Origin of the sequence: Collinsella sp. SGI.033 (genome assembly GCF_050315135.1) — a bacterium.
Taxonomy (GTDB): domain Bacteria; phylum Actinomycetota; class Coriobacteriia; order Coriobacteriales; family Coriobacteriaceae; genus Collinsella.
Window position 1 is genome coordinate 1 of record NZ_JBNPOK010000022.1, and the last position, 15,641, is coordinate 15,641.

The 15,641-nt window shown below is 59.2% G+C and carries 10 protein-coding genes; 4 read left to right on the top strand and 6 right to left on the bottom strand.

Annotated elements, in window-relative coordinates; all coding sequences use genetic code 11:
* Positions 1 to 226 precede the first annotated feature (226 nt).
* The gene (locus ACQRC0_RS07155; RefSeq protein ID WP_427728929.1) at positions 227 to 2,755 is read right to left on the bottom strand and encodes a phosphoketolase family protein; all 2,529 of its coding nucleotides are present in this window, start codon (positions 2,753 to 2,755) and stop codon (positions 227 to 229) included.
* Positions 2,756 to 2,959: 204 nt separating this feature from the next.
* Entirely contained in the window at positions 2,960 to 3,988 is a 1,029-nt protein-coding gene (locus ACQRC0_RS07160) for a LacI family DNA-binding transcriptional regulator (protein WP_118388843.1), read from the bottom strand.
* A gap of 183 nt (positions 3,989 to 4,171) precedes the next feature.
* On the opposite strand from ACQRC0_RS07160, the gene murB reads away from it, so the two are divergent.
* Complete coding sequence (gene murB / locus ACQRC0_RS07165) at positions 4,172 to 5,134, top strand: UDP-N-acetylmuramate dehydrogenase (RefSeq protein WP_427728963.1); 963 nt, start codon at positions 4,172 to 4,174, stop codon at positions 5,132 to 5,134.
* 218 nt (positions 5,135 to 5,352) lie between these two features.
* Here the strand turns inward: murB and ACQRC0_RS07170 are convergent, their stop codons facing one another.
* Positions 5,353 to 6,558 (bottom strand): PcsB-like coiled-coil domain-containing protein, encoded by a 1,206-nt coding sequence (locus ACQRC0_RS07170; protein WP_427719726.1) that lies wholly within the window; start codon positions 6,556 to 6,558, stop codon positions 5,353 to 5,355.
* Positions 6,559 to 6,824: 266 nt separating this feature from the next.
* Between ACQRC0_RS07170 and galE the strand changes: the two genes are divergently transcribed.
* The 3 genes from galE to ACQRC0_RS07185 all read left to right on the top strand — a co-directional run bounded on the left by galE (position 6,825) and on the right by ACQRC0_RS07185 (position 12,007).
* Positions 6,825 to 7,886 (top strand): UDP-glucose 4-epimerase GalE, encoded by a 1,062-nt coding sequence (gene galE / locus ACQRC0_RS07175; RefSeq protein WP_427728932.1) that lies wholly within the window; start codon positions 6,825 to 6,827, stop codon positions 7,884 to 7,886.
* A 207-nt stretch (positions 7,887 to 8,093) separates the two neighbouring features.
* Positions 8,094 to 9,611 (top strand): 4-alpha-glucanotransferase, encoded by a 1,518-nt coding sequence (gene malQ / locus ACQRC0_RS07180; RefSeq protein WP_427728934.1) that lies wholly within the window; start codon positions 8,094 to 8,096, stop codon positions 9,609 to 9,611.
* 128 nt (positions 9,612 to 9,739) lie between these two features.
* Positions 9,740 to 12,007 (top strand): glycogen/starch/alpha-glucan phosphorylase, encoded by a 2,268-nt coding sequence (locus ACQRC0_RS07185; RefSeq protein WP_427728936.1) that lies wholly within the window; start codon positions 9,740 to 9,742, stop codon positions 12,005 to 12,007.
* A gap of 615 nt (positions 12,008 to 12,622) precedes the next feature.
* On the opposite strand, the gene ACQRC0_RS07190 is transcribed toward ACQRC0_RS07185, so the two are convergent.
* The 3 genes from ACQRC0_RS07190 to ACQRC0_RS07200 form a co-directional block, all read right to left on the bottom strand.
* Entirely contained in the window at positions 12,623 to 13,822 is a 1,200-nt protein-coding gene (locus tag ACQRC0_RS07190; protein ID WP_427728938.1) for an ABC transporter ATP-binding protein, read from the bottom strand.
* Between the two features lie 68 nt (positions 13,823 to 13,890).
* Positions 13,891 to 14,730 carry a carbohydrate ABC transporter permease gene (locus ACQRC0_RS07195; RefSeq protein WP_154515140.1) on the bottom strand — a complete coding sequence of 280 codons (840 nt, stop codon included), beginning with the start codon at positions 14,728 to 14,730 and terminating at the stop codon, positions 13,891 to 13,893.
* Positions 14,730 to 15,584 carry a carbohydrate ABC transporter permease gene (locus ACQRC0_RS07200; protein ID WP_152073297.1) on the bottom strand — a complete coding sequence of 285 codons (855 nt, stop codon included), beginning with the start codon at positions 15,582 to 15,584 and terminating at the stop codon, positions 14,730 to 14,732. Before ACQRC0_RS07200 ends, ACQRC0_RS07195 begins: the two co-directional genes overlap by 1 nt.
* Positions 15,585 to 15,641: the final 57 nt, after the last annotated feature.

Here is a 15,641-nt window from a genome sequence, read left to right on the forward strand (position 1 = left end):
GCCCCGCCCCGGCAATGCAATCTTGGCTAACCATAGTTAGATGCACGGCTTCTAAGGCAGCGTAAGCAAGGTCCCCATTACATAAAAAAGAATCAGCCCCCGCATATCGAAACGGTCGAGAGGGCCGCCTCCGGGCGGGTGCCTTCCTCTGAGAAGTTCGCGAAGCCCACTTCTCAGAGGAAGGCACCCGCCCGGAGGCGGCCCCAGCGCGAGACCGTCCCGGATGCTATTCGTTGTCGCCGGCAGTTAACTGCGTTGCGGAGAGTACGCCGTCGGCAGCGGTTGCGGCTGCGGCGTCGGGCCAGACCCAGTCGGTAAAGGCCGGGTGATCGAAGCCCTCGTCGCACGCGAACTCAAAGGCCTCGGTGCGGAAGGCCTCCCACTCATCAATCTGCTCGGCAAACTTATCGGCGTCAACCATGCGCAGCACGTCGGCGGCCAGGGCCCAGCGATCCATGTTGTTCAGGCGCAGCATGTCAAACGGCGTGGTCGTGGAGCCCTTCTCCTCGTAGCCGTGGACGCGGAAGGCATCGTGGCCGGGGCGGTTCCAGATCAGGCGGCGAATCGTGCCGGCATAAGCGTGGAATGCGAAGAGCACGGGCTTCTCGCCGCGGCCAAACAGCTCAGCCCAGCGCTCATCGCTGATGGCTTGGTCGTTCTCGCAGACGTTCTGGATCTTGAGCAGATCGACTACGTTGACAAACCAGACCTTGATGCCCAGCCCGCGCAGCATATCGGTTGCGGCCAGTGCCTCGAGCGTCGGCACGTCACCGCAAGTAGCGACCACGACGTCGGCCTCGGCGAGCGAGTCGGCAGTCGATGCCCACTCCCAGGTCGCTACGCCCTCGGCGAGCTCAGACTTGGCCTCGTCGACCGTCTGGAAGGTGGGGGCGGGCTGCTTGCCACAGAAGATGGCATTGACGCAGTCGGTGGACTGGTAGACGCGCTCGGCCACAGCAAGGGCCATGTTGGCATCGGCCGGATAATAAGCATTCACGACATGCGTGTCGTTGGCCTTGTTGAGCAGCAGGTCGATAAAGCCGGGGTCCTGGTGCGAAAAGCCGTTGTGGTCCTGGCGCCAGACATGGCTCGACAGCAAAATATTGAGGCCGCTGATAGGAGCACGCCACGGAATCTCGCGCTTGGTTGCTTCGAGCCATTTGCAGTGCTGGTTGACCATGGAATCGACCACGTGGACAAAGCTCTCGTAGGAGCTCCACACACCGGAGCGGCCGGTGAGCACGTAGGCCTCGAGGAAGCCCTCGCACTGGTGCTCGGACAACTGCTCGACAACCTTACCAGAACCGGCCAGCAGCTCGTCGTTGGCATCGTCCTCGTAGAAACCGGCATCCCACTGCTTCTTGGTCACCTTATAGGCAGCCTGCAGGCGGTTGGACGCGGTCTCGTCGGGACCGAAGATGCGAAAATCATCCATGTTCTTGGCCAAAACATCGGCAGTGTACTCACCAAAGACGCGGGCGGCCTCGGTGGAGCCCCAGCCGTGGCCCTTACTTGCGATGGGGATCTCGTGAGCGTGAATATCGGGAAGCTCGAGCTCGCGGCGTACCTTGCCGCCGTTCGCGTTGGGATTGGCGCCGATACGCAGCTCGCCGGTCGGCATAAAGGCCGTCACCTCGGGGCGCACCTGGCCCTCGGGCGTAAAGAGCTCCTCGGGCTTGTAGGAGCGCAGCCACTCGCGCAGCACGCGGAAGTGCTCGTGGGTATCTTTGGCGCTCGCGAGCGGCACCTGATGGGCGCGCCAGGAGTCCTCGGTCTTCTTGCCATCAATCTGCTTGGGGCAGGTCCAGCCCTTGGGCGTACGGAACACGATCATGGGATAGGCCGGACGGACCACGGTCTCGCCCGCAGTGGCCTGAGCCATAGCGGTGGCCTTGATGTCGCAGATCTCATCGAAGACCTGCTCGAACAGGGCGGCGAAACGCGCATGAATGCTCGCATGGCTCTCGTCGTCAAAGCCGGCGACAAAGAAATGCGGCTTATAGCCCATGCCCTCAAAGAACTTGGTGAGCTCCTCGTCGGACACGCGGGCAAGAATGGTGGGGTTGGCGATCTTGTAGCCGTTGAGGTGCAGGATCGGCAGGACGATACCATCGGTTGCCGGGTTCACGAGCTTATTAGACTGCCAAGAGGTCGCGAGCGGACCGGTCTCGGACTCGCCGTCGCCCACCACAGCCACGGCCAGCAGGCTCGGGTTATCCATGACGGCACCGTAGGCGTGGCTGAGCGTGTAGCCGAGCTCGCCGCCCTCGTGGATGGAGCCAGGCGTCTCGGGCGCAAAATGGCTCGGAATACCGCCGGGGTAGGAAAACTGGCGGAAGAACTTCTGCAGGCCGGCCTCGTCATTGGTAATGTCGGGGCGAATCTCGCGGTAGGTACCATCGAGCAACGACTGGGCGGTGCCAGCGGGACCACCGTGACCCGGGCCCATCAAGAAGATCGCGTTCTGGTTGTGATCGGCGATGAGGCGGTTGACATGACCGAACAGGAAGTTGATGCCGGGCGTGGTGCCCCAGTGACCGACCAGGCGGTGCTTAACGTCCGGGCGACCAAAGTCGCGCACCTCGCCGGTTTTCTCATCGACAAAGTCGGGGCGCATGAGCGGGTTAGAGCGAAGGTAGATCTGACCGACGGACAGATAATTCGATGCACGCCAATACAGGTCGACGCCCTCGAGCTCGGAAGCCGGCACCTCGTGGCCCAGCTTTTGCCACGGTGTCCCCAGTGTTTTAGCCATTGTTTATGTCCCTCCGCTGTGCGGTCGCCCTCCAATACGGCAACCATTCGTTGGGACTAGTATATTTGCTAAAACGTTTTATCATGGTGAAAAAACGTTTTATCACCCTTATCAATCACATCGGTCAACAAAACGCGACATTCACCTGCGGCATTGTCTGCCACAGGTGCTCCACATTCGGTCTCTGCAAATTGATAAACGTGTTTAGTTATGTTTAGTAAGCTCGAGCACGCTGCCCTTAACGATAAGCGCCGGCTCCAGGACGACCTCTTCGGCACGCCTACCGCCCCTACCGGCAAGACGCTTGGACATGCAGCCAAAAGCATGTTCCGCGAGGACACCAGGATCCTGCTCAATGGCGGTCAGCGCCGGCTCAAAGAGAACGTCGGCCGCCGAGTTGTCATAGCTCACCACCGAAATATCGCCCGGGATGCTCTTCCCCATCTCGTGCAAACGCTTGAGCAAACCGAGGGCAATGTTGTCCGAGCTTGCGAATACGGCAGTGGCGTCGGTTGCGAGCACCGCCTCCGAGGCCTCGTAGGCGCTCGGAATGTAGTACTCGCTCTCAAACTCCAAACGCGCGTCGATAGGCAGGCCAACCTCGCGCAGCGCGCGCTCATAGCCGGCAAGTCGCTTGCGACCCGTATTGGAACGACGCGCATTAACCAAGCAGGCAATGCGACGGTGGCCCTGCTCGATCAGATAGCGGGTAGCCATATAGCCACCCATCTCGTGGTCGAACATCACCTTGTCGCACTCGAGCCCCTCAATGGCGCGGTCGACCATCACGGCAGGGATGGGTAGATGGCTGACCTCTTCGCGCAGGGCACGGTCGTCCGAGAACTCGTCGCCTACCACCAGGAAGACACCATCGACGCCGCGCGTCACCAGCTGGCGCAGCAGTTCCAAGTCATCGTCGGCGCTTCCGCCCGAGCTGGTAATAAAGAGCGCATAGCCGTCCTCGCGGCAGCGCTTTTCCAAGCTACCGGCAAGTGAGGCAAAAAATCGGCTCTCGATGTTGGGGACGATAAGACCCAGGGTGCGTGACTCGCGCATGACCAGGCTGCGCGCAATCTGGTTGGGAACATAGTGGTTGCGCGCCGCGACCTCCTTGATGAGCTTGCGGTTTTCTTCCGAGATGCGACAAGGCCGATTGTTGAGAACAAGCGAGACGGACGAGGGGGAAAGCCCCACCTCCTGGGCGATCTGCTTGAGGGTGACTTTGTTGGCCATCTCGCTCCTTCCGGGTTTACGCGCAATCTCTTGAAAGTATAGCGACTGCCCCTCTACCTCGATGATAAACACTTTACCAATCCGGTAGACGGCTGTTTTATCGCCGCCAGCGCACCAAATACGTCCAGGTGGGGTATATTGCAATCGATTGATGACAACGACCACCAAAAGGCGGATATTCGGATGCACGAGAACGACTTTTTTAACGAGGACCTGCTGTGCGCGCTCGCTGGCGTTGCCGGCGAGGACAACGTGTTGATGAGCGAGCCCATGCGCGAGCACACCACGTTTAAGATTGGCGGCCCGGCCGACGTCTTTGTCACGCCCGACACCGAGCAGGGCCTCGTCGCCACGCTCGATACCTGCTATCGCTGCGATCTGCCACTCACCATCGTGGGCAACGGCTCCGACCTACTCGTCGGCGACAAGGGCATACGCGGCGTCGTCGTAGCGCTAGGCGAGGGCCTCTCCGACATTACCGTCGACGGCACGCACGTTACGGCAGCAGCCGGTGCGCTGCTTTCGGATGTTGCGGCCGCGGCAGCCGAGGCCGGTCTCACCGGCATGGAGCCCATCTCGGGCATCCCCGGATCGGTCGGCGGCGCCTGCTACATGAACGCCGGCGCCTACGGTGCCTGCATGGCCGACGTGCTGGAGTCTGTACGCGTCTACAAGCCCGCCCGCGCGCTCGACGACGGCACCCGCGGTAGCGGCAGCATCATCGAGTTCGATGTCGACGAGCTCAATCTGGGCTATCGCAAGAGCCGCATCGCCGACGACGGCTTCATCGTGCTTTCGGCCACCTTCAATCTCGCCCCGGGCAACGCCGCGATGATCAAGGCCGACATGGACGACTACCGCCAACGCCGCGAGGACAAGCAGCCGCTCGACATGCCGAGCGCCGGCTCCACTTTCAAGCGCCCCGAGGGCCACTTTGCCGGCAAGCTCATCATGGATGCCGGCCTGCGCGGCCATGCCGTCGGCGGCGCCCAGGTGAGCGAAAAACACTGCGGCTTCATCGTCAACGCCGACCACGCCACCGCCGCCGACGTCGACGAACTCATCCGCCACATCCAAGCAACCGTCAAAGACCAATTCGGCGTAGACCTAGAACCCGAAGTCCACCGAGTAGGCGAATTTTTATAAAAAGAAGGCCCCAAAAGGGGCCTTCACCATATTTATTCAGATAACCCAGTCCGGTGTGTCGTGCTCAGGACCCGTGAGGGCCGGGACAGTCCGAGAGGCATAAGGTTGATCGCGAGTTCCGCACGCAAAGAAGGCCACTTAATGTGGCCTTCGTCTTGCGCAGGACTGCCCGAGCAGGCAACCTTATGCCTCTCGGACTGTCCCGGACCCAGCCGCAGCTACGACAGCGCAATACCGCCGAGCCAGCCCCAGCGCACACCAGAGCCAGTACCGTAAAAGCTAATGAACGAGTCAAGCGACCTCGACGTGATGGCGCCCTCGTTACTCATAACGATGCCGCCGCCAACATAGATGCCCACGTGTCCGTACAGCAGACCCGGCATACCGGTGCCACTGTGCGACGAGTCGGCCACGATCATGCCCACCTGCAGCGCCGAACGATCGGAGCTGTAGCACCAGGCGTTAAACATGTCGCACGCGTTGCCGCCAAAGTAGCCCACGCCGGCGTTGCGGAAGACGTTGGTGACCCAGGCGGCGCACCAGTTTAGGCCAGGCGAAGGCGTGGAGTAGCATGCGTTGACGACAGCCTGCTGCTTGCCCGAGCCGGCATTCTGTTGCGGATTTCCGGGCGCATACGATCCGCCACCCGAGTTTGAACCACCCGAGTAGGAATTGTTCTTGTTTGCGGCAGCCGCAGCAGCGGCAGCCTTCTTGGCAGCCTCCTCAGCCTGGGCGGCAGCGAGAATCTCGGAATCGCGCTGAGCCATGAGCTCCTTGACATCGTCGGAGAGGCCGTTCAGAACCGTCTGGACCTCCTGCTGCTTGGCCTGCATGTCCTGCATCTGGGCAGTCTGCTGGTCCTTAAGCTTCTCTAAGTCGGCTTTTTGCGACTCGAGCTCGGACTTCTGCGTATCGAGCTCTTTCTGGATGGTCTGGATATCCTCGATGGCGTCGCGGTCGCTCTTGTTGATCTTCTCAACATAGTGCGCATTGGCGACGAGCTCCTCAAACGAGCCCGAGGCGAGCAGCAGCGACAGGATGTTGGTGCCGCCCGACTTATAGTTGGCGGAAACGCGATCGGAAAGATCGCCGCGCTTCTTTTTGAGCTCGGCCTTCTTTTCGTCAATCTGCGCCTGCGTGCTGTCAATCTGGCCCTGTACGCTCTCGATATCGTTGAGGGTCTGGGCGTTCTTGTTGGCCAGCGCCGCGTATTCATTTGCGATGCTGTCGAGCTGGGCCTGGACCTCGTCAAGCTGAGCCTGGGCCGCATTGAGCTTGTCGGTGGTTTCCTTGGTGGCCTCCGCAGCATGGGCGCGAGCGGGCAGACCAAAAAGAACGGCTGCAGAAGCGGCGCCGAACAAGGCCTTGAGGGCAGTGCGACGCGAAAGCTCCTGGGAAAGGATGGAATCGCTGTTTGGTGACATATCTACTCCGTTACATGTTTATTTATATGTCGCTCAACTCATACATATTAGCGTACATCCGACGCGTCCCAACGATTTCCACGAACGGCAGCAAACCCCATGGTCGGCGGCTCGTATGCAAACGTCAAAGTCAAGGTTATGCCCACGCCAAACATTTCCATGAGTACGTTAGCATGTTCGTCTGCTTTTCCTGCCCTGCACGTTTTGGGTGCCCCTGCCTGCGCTATACTCCCTCAGGAAGTGTTCCTGATTCGATAGGAGACTACATGTCCAAAGCACTCGACCCCAAAGACACCTGCGTCCTCGTAACCGGTGGCGCCGGCTTTATCGGCTCGCACACCGTCGTTCAGCTGCTCGAGGGTGGCTACCAGGTCGTCATCGTCGACGACCTCTCCAACTCCAGCGCCGTCGCCGTCGACCGTGTCAAGACCATCGTGGGCGACAAGGCCGCCAAGAACCTCACCTTCTACGAGGCCAACGTGCTCGACCGCGATGCCATGAACAAGATCTTCGATACCCATCAGATCGACCGCGTCATCCACTTCGCCGGCTTTAAGGCCGTCGGCGAGTCGGTGAGCAAGCCCGTCGAGTACTACCACAACAACATCGAGAACACCCTGGTGCTCGTCGACGTTATGCGCAACCATGGCTGCAAGTCCATCATCTTCTCGAGCTCCTCGACCGTCTACGGCGATCCGGATAACCCGCCCGTCACCGAGGAAGACCCCAAGAAGCCTGCGACCAACCCCTATGGCTGGACCAAGTGGATGATTGAGCAGATCCTTATGGACGTTCACACCGCCGATCCCGAGTGGGACGTTGTGCTGCTCCGCTACTTCAATCCCATCGGCGCCCATCCATCGGGCCTGATCGGCGAGGACCCCAAGGGCATCCCCAACAACCTGGTGCCTTATGTCGCGCAGGTTGCCGTGGGCAAGCTCGAGGCCGTTCAGGTCTTTGGCAACGACTACCCCACCCCCGACGGCACCGGCGTGCGCGATTACATCCATGTGTGCGACCTGGCATCGGGCCATGTGGCCGCCCTCAACTGGATGAACGGCAAGACCGGCGTCGAGATCTTTAACCTAGGCACCGGCACCGGCACCTCGGTGCTCGAGGTCGTCGCCGCCTTCTCCAAGGCCTGTGGCAAAGAGCTGCCCTACGTGATTCGCGAGCGCCGCGCCGGCGACATCGCCGCCAACTGGTGCGACGCTTCCAAGGCCGAGCGCATGATGGGTTGGAAGGCACAGTACGACATCGCGGACATGTGCCGCGACAGCTGGAACTGGCAGAGCCACAACCCCAACGGCTTCGCCGACGCCGAGTAGCAAAAACCTACACACCGTTCTTGCCCCGATCTCACGATGTGAGACCGGGGCTTTTTCATGGCATGTAACCATTCGCCGAAAATCGACCAACTTTTTTATCTTGCCTATACATGTTTAAACAACATGTATACAATAGGTGTATCGAATCAGAACATCGGAGGCGGACTGCACACCCATCGGCAGGCCGACCCCACAACAAGAAGGTTGGTGAGCGCATTCATGGAGCGTGCAAGCGGCGTCCTCATGCCCGTCTCATCTCTGCCCGGACCATACGGAATCGGCGGCTTTGGCTGGAATGCCTACGACTTCGTCGATTTTCTCGCCTCGTGCAAACAACATTACTGGCAAATCCTGCCCCTTACGACGACCAGCTATGGCGATTCGCCCTATCAGTCGTTCTCGGCCCGCGCAGGCAACCCCAACTTGATCGACTTTGCCGAGCTTATCGAAGCCGGCTATCTGGAGCAGCGTGACATCGACGGCGTCTTCCTTGGTTCCGACCCCAGCAACGTCGACTACGGCGCCATCTTTGTTGGCCGCCGTCAGATTCTCGATCGAGCCGCTGAGCGCTTTGCTGCCGACAAGCCGGCCGATTTCGACGACTTTATCCAGGCAAACGAGGACTGGCTCATTCCCTACTGCGAGTTTATGACCGTGAAGGAGGAGTGCGGACTCAAAGCCTTTTGGGAGTGGCCCGAGGAGCTCCGCCGCCGCGGCGAGGCATCCGCCAAGGTCTGCGCCACCCATCCCGAGCGCATGCTCTACCACCAGATGACGCAGTATTTCTTCGATCGCCAGTGGAGCCGCCTCAAGGCCTATGCCAACGAGCACGACATCCTGATCATCGGCGACCTGCCCATCTATGTCTCGCGCGACTCCGTCGAGATGTGGGCCACACCCGAGCTCTTTAAGATCGACGCCGCCGGCAATCCCGTCAGCGTCGCGGGAACGCCGCCTGATCAGTTCTCGGCCACCGGCCAGTACTGGGGTAACCCCATCTATGACTGGGATGCTATGGAAGCAGACGGCTTCTCCTGGTGGGAAGACCGCGTCCGTGCTGCCCTCGACATGTACGACATCATCCGTCTGGACCACTTCCGCGGCTTTGAAGCCTTTTGGGAGGTGCCGTTCTCCTCTCCCGATTCGTCATATGGTTCATGGACGCAGGGACCCGGCCTCAAGCTCTTCAAGGTGCTCGAGGAAAAGCTCGGCACGCTTCCCATCATTGCCGAAGACCTGGGCTTTCTTACCCCCGGCGTCATCGACATGCGCGACACCACGGGCTTCCCCGGCATGAAGATTCTGCAGTTCGCTTTTGAAGGCAGCAACTCCTACTATCTGCCCCACAACTACATTGCCAACACCGTCGCCTACGTCGGAACGCATGACAACGAAACGGCACGCGGCTGGTATGAAGGAACGGCCACCCCGCGTCAGCGCGAGCAGGCGGCCCTGTATACCCACCAGCAGGCAGGCGAGTCCATGGCCGACGCGCTCAACCGCACCATCGCCGCCAGCGTGAGTGACACCTGTATCTACACCATGCAGGACCTGCTCAATCTGGGCAACGAGGCGCGCATTAACACCCCCGCCACCCTGGGCGGTAACTGGACGTGGCGCATGCTTGATGGCGCCATCACCCGCGAACTCGAGCGCAAGCTCACCGACTGGACCGAGACCTACTTCCGCATCCCGTCGGAAGCCGAAATCGAGCTTCCCCAATAGGAGCCACCGCGCCCGACCCCACCCCACCGTGTGGACGCGACCGCTTTTCCCGCGCGAGGCCATCCCAATCCCTCGCGCGGGCTTCTTTTGAATTTCTGACATGTAGTCGACTCACCACAGGAGGAAACATGCCTCGTATAAGCCTCGCAGAACTCGCCGAGCAGTCCTTTGGCACCTCGCTCGAGCAGCTCGATGACCGTCGTATTTATAAGCTGCTGGTCAAGCTCGTGCAGGAGCGCTCTGCCGCCTGTCCGCTCAACAACGGCAAGAAAAAGCTCTACTACATCTCTGCCGAGTTTTTGATCGGCAAGCTGCTCATCAACAATATGATCGACCTCGGCATCTATGACGAGGTTAAGGACCAGCTCGTCGCCGCCGGCCACGACCTCAACAAGATCGAGGAGTTTGAGGTCGAGCCTTCGCTCGGCAACGGCGGCCTGGGCCGCCTGGCCGCATGCTTCCTGGATTCCATTGCCACGCTGGGCCTTACCGGCGACGGCGTGGGCCTCAACTACCATTACGGCCTGTTCCGCCAGCGCTTTGCCGACAACCAGCAGAAGGCCGTCCCCGACGAGTGGCTCGGCGATCAGGACATCCTGATCGATGACGACCGCTCCTACACCGTCGAGTTTGGTGATTTTGCCGTCACCTCCAAGCTCGTCAACATCGATGTGCCCGGTTATGGCCAGCCCACCAAGAACCGCCTGCGCCTGTTCGACCTGGCAAGTGTCAACGAGGGCCTGGTCCCCGGCAGCTCCATCGACTTCGACAAGACCAAGATCGCCAAGAACCTCACCCTGTTCCTCTATCCGGATGATTCCGATGAGCAGGGCCGCCTGCTTCGCATCTACCAGGAGTACTTCATGGTGAGCAATGCCGCCCAGCTCCTGATCGACGAGGCCGTAGAGCGCGGCAGCAACCTGCACGATCTGGCCGACTACGCCGTGGTCCAGATTAACGATACTCACCCCACCATGGTCATTCCCGAGCTCATCCGGCTGCTCACCACCGAGCACGACATCGAGTTTGACGAAGCCGTTACCATCGTGCGATCCATGGTCGCCTACACCAACCACACGATCCTTGCCGAGGCGCTCGAGAAATGGCCGCTCGCCAGCCTGCAGAAGGTCTCCCCCGCCATCGCCGACATCATCGTCAAGCTCGATGAGATCGCCAAGGCCGAGCATGGCGACCCGCGCGTCGCCATCATCGACGAATACGACACCGTACACATGGCCCACATGGACATCCACTTTGGCTTCTCCATCAACGGCGTCGCCGCCCTCCACACCAAGATCCTGGAGGACACCGAGCTTCGCCCGTTCTACGAGATCTATCCCGAAAAGTTCTCCAACAAGACCAACGGCATCACCTTCCGCCGCTGGATCCAGGGAGCCAACCCCGCACTTGCCAGCCTGCTCGACGATGTAATCGGTACCGATTGGCGCAGCACCGGCGACCTGAGCAAGCTCGCCGAATTCGCCGACGACAAGGACGTTCTTGAGCGCCTGGCCGCCACCAAGGCCGAGGCCAAGGCCATCATGCGCCAGTTCATGGCGCTCGAGCAGGGCGTGACCATTCCCTCCAACGCGATCATCGATGTTCAGGTCAAGCGTATCCACGAGTACAAGCGCCAGCAGATGCTCGCGCTCTACATCATCTGGAAGTACCTCGACATCAAGAACGGCAACAGACCTAAGCACCCCGTCACCATCATCTTTGGCGGCAAGGCGGCACCTGCCTACACTATCGCCCAGGACATCATCCATCTGATCCTGACGTTGTCGCAGTGGATCGCAAACGATCCCGACGTGGCTCCCTACCTGCAAGTCGTCATGATCGAGAACTATAACGTCACCGCTGCCGAGCGCGTGATTCCCGCCGCCGACATCTCCGAGCAGACCAGCCTGGCCTCCAAGGAGGCGAGCGGCACCTCCAACATGAAGTTCATGCTCAACGGTGCTTTGACCCTGTGCACGCTCGACGGCGCCAATGTCGAGATCGCCGAGCTCGTGGGCGACGAGAACATCTACACCTTTGGCGCCTCGTCCAAACAGGTCGAGCAGCTCTACGCCGACGGCAGCTATAACGCCGGCGCGCTCTACCGCAAGCCCGGTATTAAGCTGCTGGTGGACTTTATTACCAACCCCGCTTTTATGGCGACCGGCAACGCCGAGCGTCTGCAACGTCTGCACGACGACATCAAGGGCAAGGACTGGTTTATGTCCCTGCTCGACATTGAGGAGTACATCCAGACTAAGGAGCGCGTGCTGGCAGACTACGAGGACCAGGACGCTTGGATGCGCAAGGCGCTGATCAACATCGCCAACGCCGGCACTTTCTCGTCCGACCGCACAATATCCCAGTACAACGACGAGATCTGGCACCTGAGCTAATTTCGCTTCCTTTACCCATCCTCTTGAAAGCGGAGTCGTGGCAACACGGCTCCGTTTTTTGTGCCGATACGCCGGCCTGTGATTTGTCTCGACCAAATAATCTCGGCCTGTAACACCTAGACGGCAAAACTGGGTCTATCTGTTACAGATCAAGACAAGCAGAATTGTCCCGATGAACTGTCTCGATCTGTAACATCTGGCATCCAAAATTGGCTCTTCCTGTTACAGATCAAGACATACCGGACCTCCCACGGGGGTTTGTCTCAACCTGTAACAGTTAGACCCTGATTGACCTTCCAGATGTTACAGATTGAGACAAACGGAATCGTCCTGCAGCAATATCTCAATCTGTAACATCTAGCAGCTGAAATTCGCCTCTGGTGTTACAGATTTAGATGAAATGGTTAGCTCAGTGGAACCGTCTCGATCTGTAACATCTAACGTCCGGAATCGGCCCTACCTGTTACAGATCAAGACAAACTGACAGATGAACGGCCCCAGCACAAAGAAAGGCTCCCCTCTCGCTCAGCGGACGAGAGGGGAGCCTTATATGTGACTGCGGAAAAGGATGGCAAAACCGCAGTCGCCCAAAAGGAGGGCCTGATTGAATCGGGCCTAGATAAGGTTCTTGCCAGAGACCTTATCGAAGAGGTGGGTCGCATTCTTCTCGAACTTGAACCAGATGGGGTCGCCGGCCTTGAGCGAACCCCTGGCCTCGAGGTCGACGACAGGGATGATCAGGACAAACTGGCCGTCGGGAGACGTCACATGAACGTGCTCGGTCGAACCCATGAGCTCGGTGACCTCGATGGTGCCCCGAAGCGCACCCTCCTCGCCCTTGTCGGCAAGCAGAATCTGCTCGGGACGCACGCCGGCCGTGATCTCCTTCATATCCCCGCCGTCCCAGTTAAGCGCAAGCTGAGCGCAGGTCTCGGGGGCCAGTGCGACATTCATGTCGTCGGTCTTGACGGTAAAGCCCTCGCCCGAGCGCACCAGCTGGGCATCGAAGAAGTTCATCTGCGGCACGCCGATGAAGCCGGCGACGAAGATGTTCGCGGGATGGTTGAAGACCTCCTGCGGCGTGGCGATCTGCTGAACAACGCCGTCCTTCATGACCACGATGCGGTCGCCGAGGGTCATAGCCTCGGTCTGATCGTGGGTAACATAGATGAATGTGCCTTTGATCTCGTGGCGAAGCTTAATGAGCTCGGCACGCATCTGGTTACGAAGCTTGGCGTCCAGGTTGGACAGCGGCTCGTCCATCAGGAATACCTTGGGGTCACGCACGATGGCGCGGCCGATGGCGACGCGCTGACGCTGGCCGCCCGAAAGCGCCTTAGGCTTACGGTCGAGGTACTCGGTGATACCCAAAATCTCGGCAGCGGAGCGAACCTTGCGGTCAATCTCGTCTTTGGGGACCTTCTTGAGCTCAAGCGTAAACGCCATGTTCTCGTACACCGTCATGTTGGGGTACAGAGCGTAGCTCTGGAACACCATGGCAATGTCACGGTCCTTGGGTGCCACGTCGTTGACGCGCTTGCCGTCGATGAGCACGTCGCCCGAGGTAATGTCCTCCAGGCCGGCAACCATGCGCATCGTCGTGGACTTACCGCAGCCAGAGGGACCAACGAGGACGATAAACTCCTGGTCGTGAACAGTGAGGTTGAAGTCCTCTACAGCGAGCACGCCATCCTCGGTAACCTTGAGGTTGTGCTTCTTCTCCTCGGTCTTCTTCTTTTTGCCAAAGAAGCCCTTCTTTTTGGACTCGTTGTTGGGATACACCTTCTGAACATGTTTGAGAACGATCTCGGCCATGTCTCTACCTTTCGATACGCGGCGCCACGCTGAGGGGCGCCGCAGAAACTTGCAAAACAGTTACGGCATCAGCCCTTGACGGCACCTGCCACCACGCCGTCGATGATGTACTTCTGGCAGAGGATGTACATGAGGACGATGGGGACAACGACCATCATGATGCAGGCCATCATGGGGCCGAGCTCGACGTGACCGTAGCCGCCGCGGAAGTACTGGATCAAGATAGGAATGGTCTTGTACTTGGTGGAGTCGAGGGTGAGGTAGGGCAGCAGATAGTCGTTCCAGACCCACATGGTCTCGAGAATGCCGACCGAAAGATAGGTGGGCTTCATGATGGGAAGGACGATCTTAAAGAACACCTGGACCGGGTTGCAGCCGTCGATCATGGCCGCCTCCTCGATCTCGAGCGGGATGTTCTTTACAAAGCCGGCGAACATAAAGACCGCTAGGCCCGCGCCAAATCCAAGGTAAATAAAGCAGATGTTGAACGGCGTGTTGAAGCCGATGCGGTCCGCCAAATTGGACAGCGTGAACATGAGCATCTGGAACGGTACGACCATCGAGAACACGAACAGGTAATAGAAGAAGTTCGAGATCTTGCTGTTGACGCGCACCACATACCAAGCGCACATGGAGCAGCACACCAAGATCAGCACGACCGACGTGACCGTGATGATGAGCGAGTACATAAACGCCGAGGCAAAGCCCTGTTCGTTTAGGGCGTGCACGTAGTTTGCAAGGCCGTTGAACGTCTCGGGCGTGAGCAGATCGAATGCCGTGGTGGTGCTGATTGCGGTCCCTTTCTTAAAGGAATTGAGCGCAATCATGAACACGGGGTAAATCCATGCGAGCGACAGGATCGTAAAGAAAATCGAGAGCGCACGGTTGATAGCCTTATCGCGTTTCATTACTGCTGCACCTCCTTGGACCTCGTGGCCTTAAGCTGGATCATGGAGATTGCTACGACCAGGATGCAGAAGATAACCGCCTTGGCCTGACCGATGCCCTGCCATGCGATGCCAGCACGCGAATAGAACGTGTTGTAGATGTTCAGGGCGAGCATCTCGGTGGAGTGCGCCGGGGCGCCACCGGTAAGGGCGAGGTTCTGGTCGAACAGCTTAAAGCCGTTGGTGATGGACAGGAACAGGCAGATGGTGATCGTCGGCATCAGGTTGGGGATCTTAACCTTCCAAAACGTCTGCCATGCCGTAGCGCCGTCGACCTTGGCGGCCTCGATGTAGTCTGACGGAATGGACTGCAGACCGGCGATGTAGATGATCATCATGTAGCCGACCTGCTGCCACAGGGTCAGGATGATAAGGCCCCAGAAGCCAGCAGCAGAGTTAAGGGCGATAAGGTCGGCACCGATGTTGGAGAGCAGGCAGTTGATCAGAATCTGCCAAATGTAGCCCAGCACGATGCCGCCGATCAGGTTAGGCATGAAGAAGATCGTACGGAAGATGTTGGTGCCCTTGAGCGCCTTGCGGGTGAGCGCCTGCGCGATGGCGAGGGCGATCACGTTGATGAGCACCGTCGACAGGAAGGCAAACGCCACCGTAAAGAAGAACGACGTGGCAAACTGCGGATCGGACAGTGCACGCACGTAGTTCTCGATACCGACGAAGTGCGTGTTGTTAATGGTAATAAACTGGCAGAACGAGAGATAGAAACCCTGGATAAAGGGGATCACGAACCCGATCATAAACGCCAGGCACGTGGGCAGCATAAAGAGCGGCCACCAGCGCTTGAGTGCTTTGCCCATAGAAGGGTCCTTTCAATATGCAGGGGGCGAGCAAACCGACGTCTGCCCGCCCCCTGT

Excerpts from the sequence above, each read along its gene's own strand:
- ACQRC0_RS07190 (WP_427728938.1), bottom strand. The coding sequence starts at position 13,822 with ATGGCCGAGATCGTTCTCAAACATGTTCAGAAGGTGTATCCCAACAAC.
- ACQRC0_RS07155 (WP_427728929.1), bottom strand. The coding sequence starts at position 2,755 with ATGGCTAAAACACTGGGGACACCGTGGCAAAAGCTGGGCCACGAGGTG.
- ACQRC0_RS07200 (WP_152073297.1), bottom strand. The coding sequence starts at position 15,584 with ATGGGCAAAGCACTCAAGCGCTGGTGGCCGCTCTTTATGCTGCCCACG.
- ACQRC0_RS07185 (WP_427728936.1), top strand. The coding sequence starts at position 9,740 with ATGCCTCGTATAAGCCTCGCAGAACTCGCCGAGCAGTCCTTTGGCACC.
- murB (WP_427728963.1), top strand. The coding sequence starts at position 4,172 with ATGCACGAGAACGACTTTTTTAACGAGGACCTGCTGTGCGCGCTCGCT.
- ACQRC0_RS07170 (WP_427719726.1), bottom strand. The coding sequence starts at position 6,558 with ATGTCACCAAACAGCGATTCCATCCTTTCCCAGGAGCTTTCGCGTCGC.
- galE (WP_427728932.1), top strand. The coding sequence starts at position 6,825 with ATGTCCAAAGCACTCGACCCCAAAGACACCTGCGTCCTCGTAACCGGT.
- ACQRC0_RS07195 (WP_154515140.1), bottom strand. The coding sequence starts at position 14,730 with ATGAAACGCGATAAGGCTATCAACCGTGCGCTCTCGATTTTCTTTACG.
- ACQRC0_RS07160 (WP_118388843.1), bottom strand. The coding sequence starts at position 3,988 with ATGGCCAACAAAGTCACCCTCAAGCAGATCGCCCAGGAGGTGGGGCTT.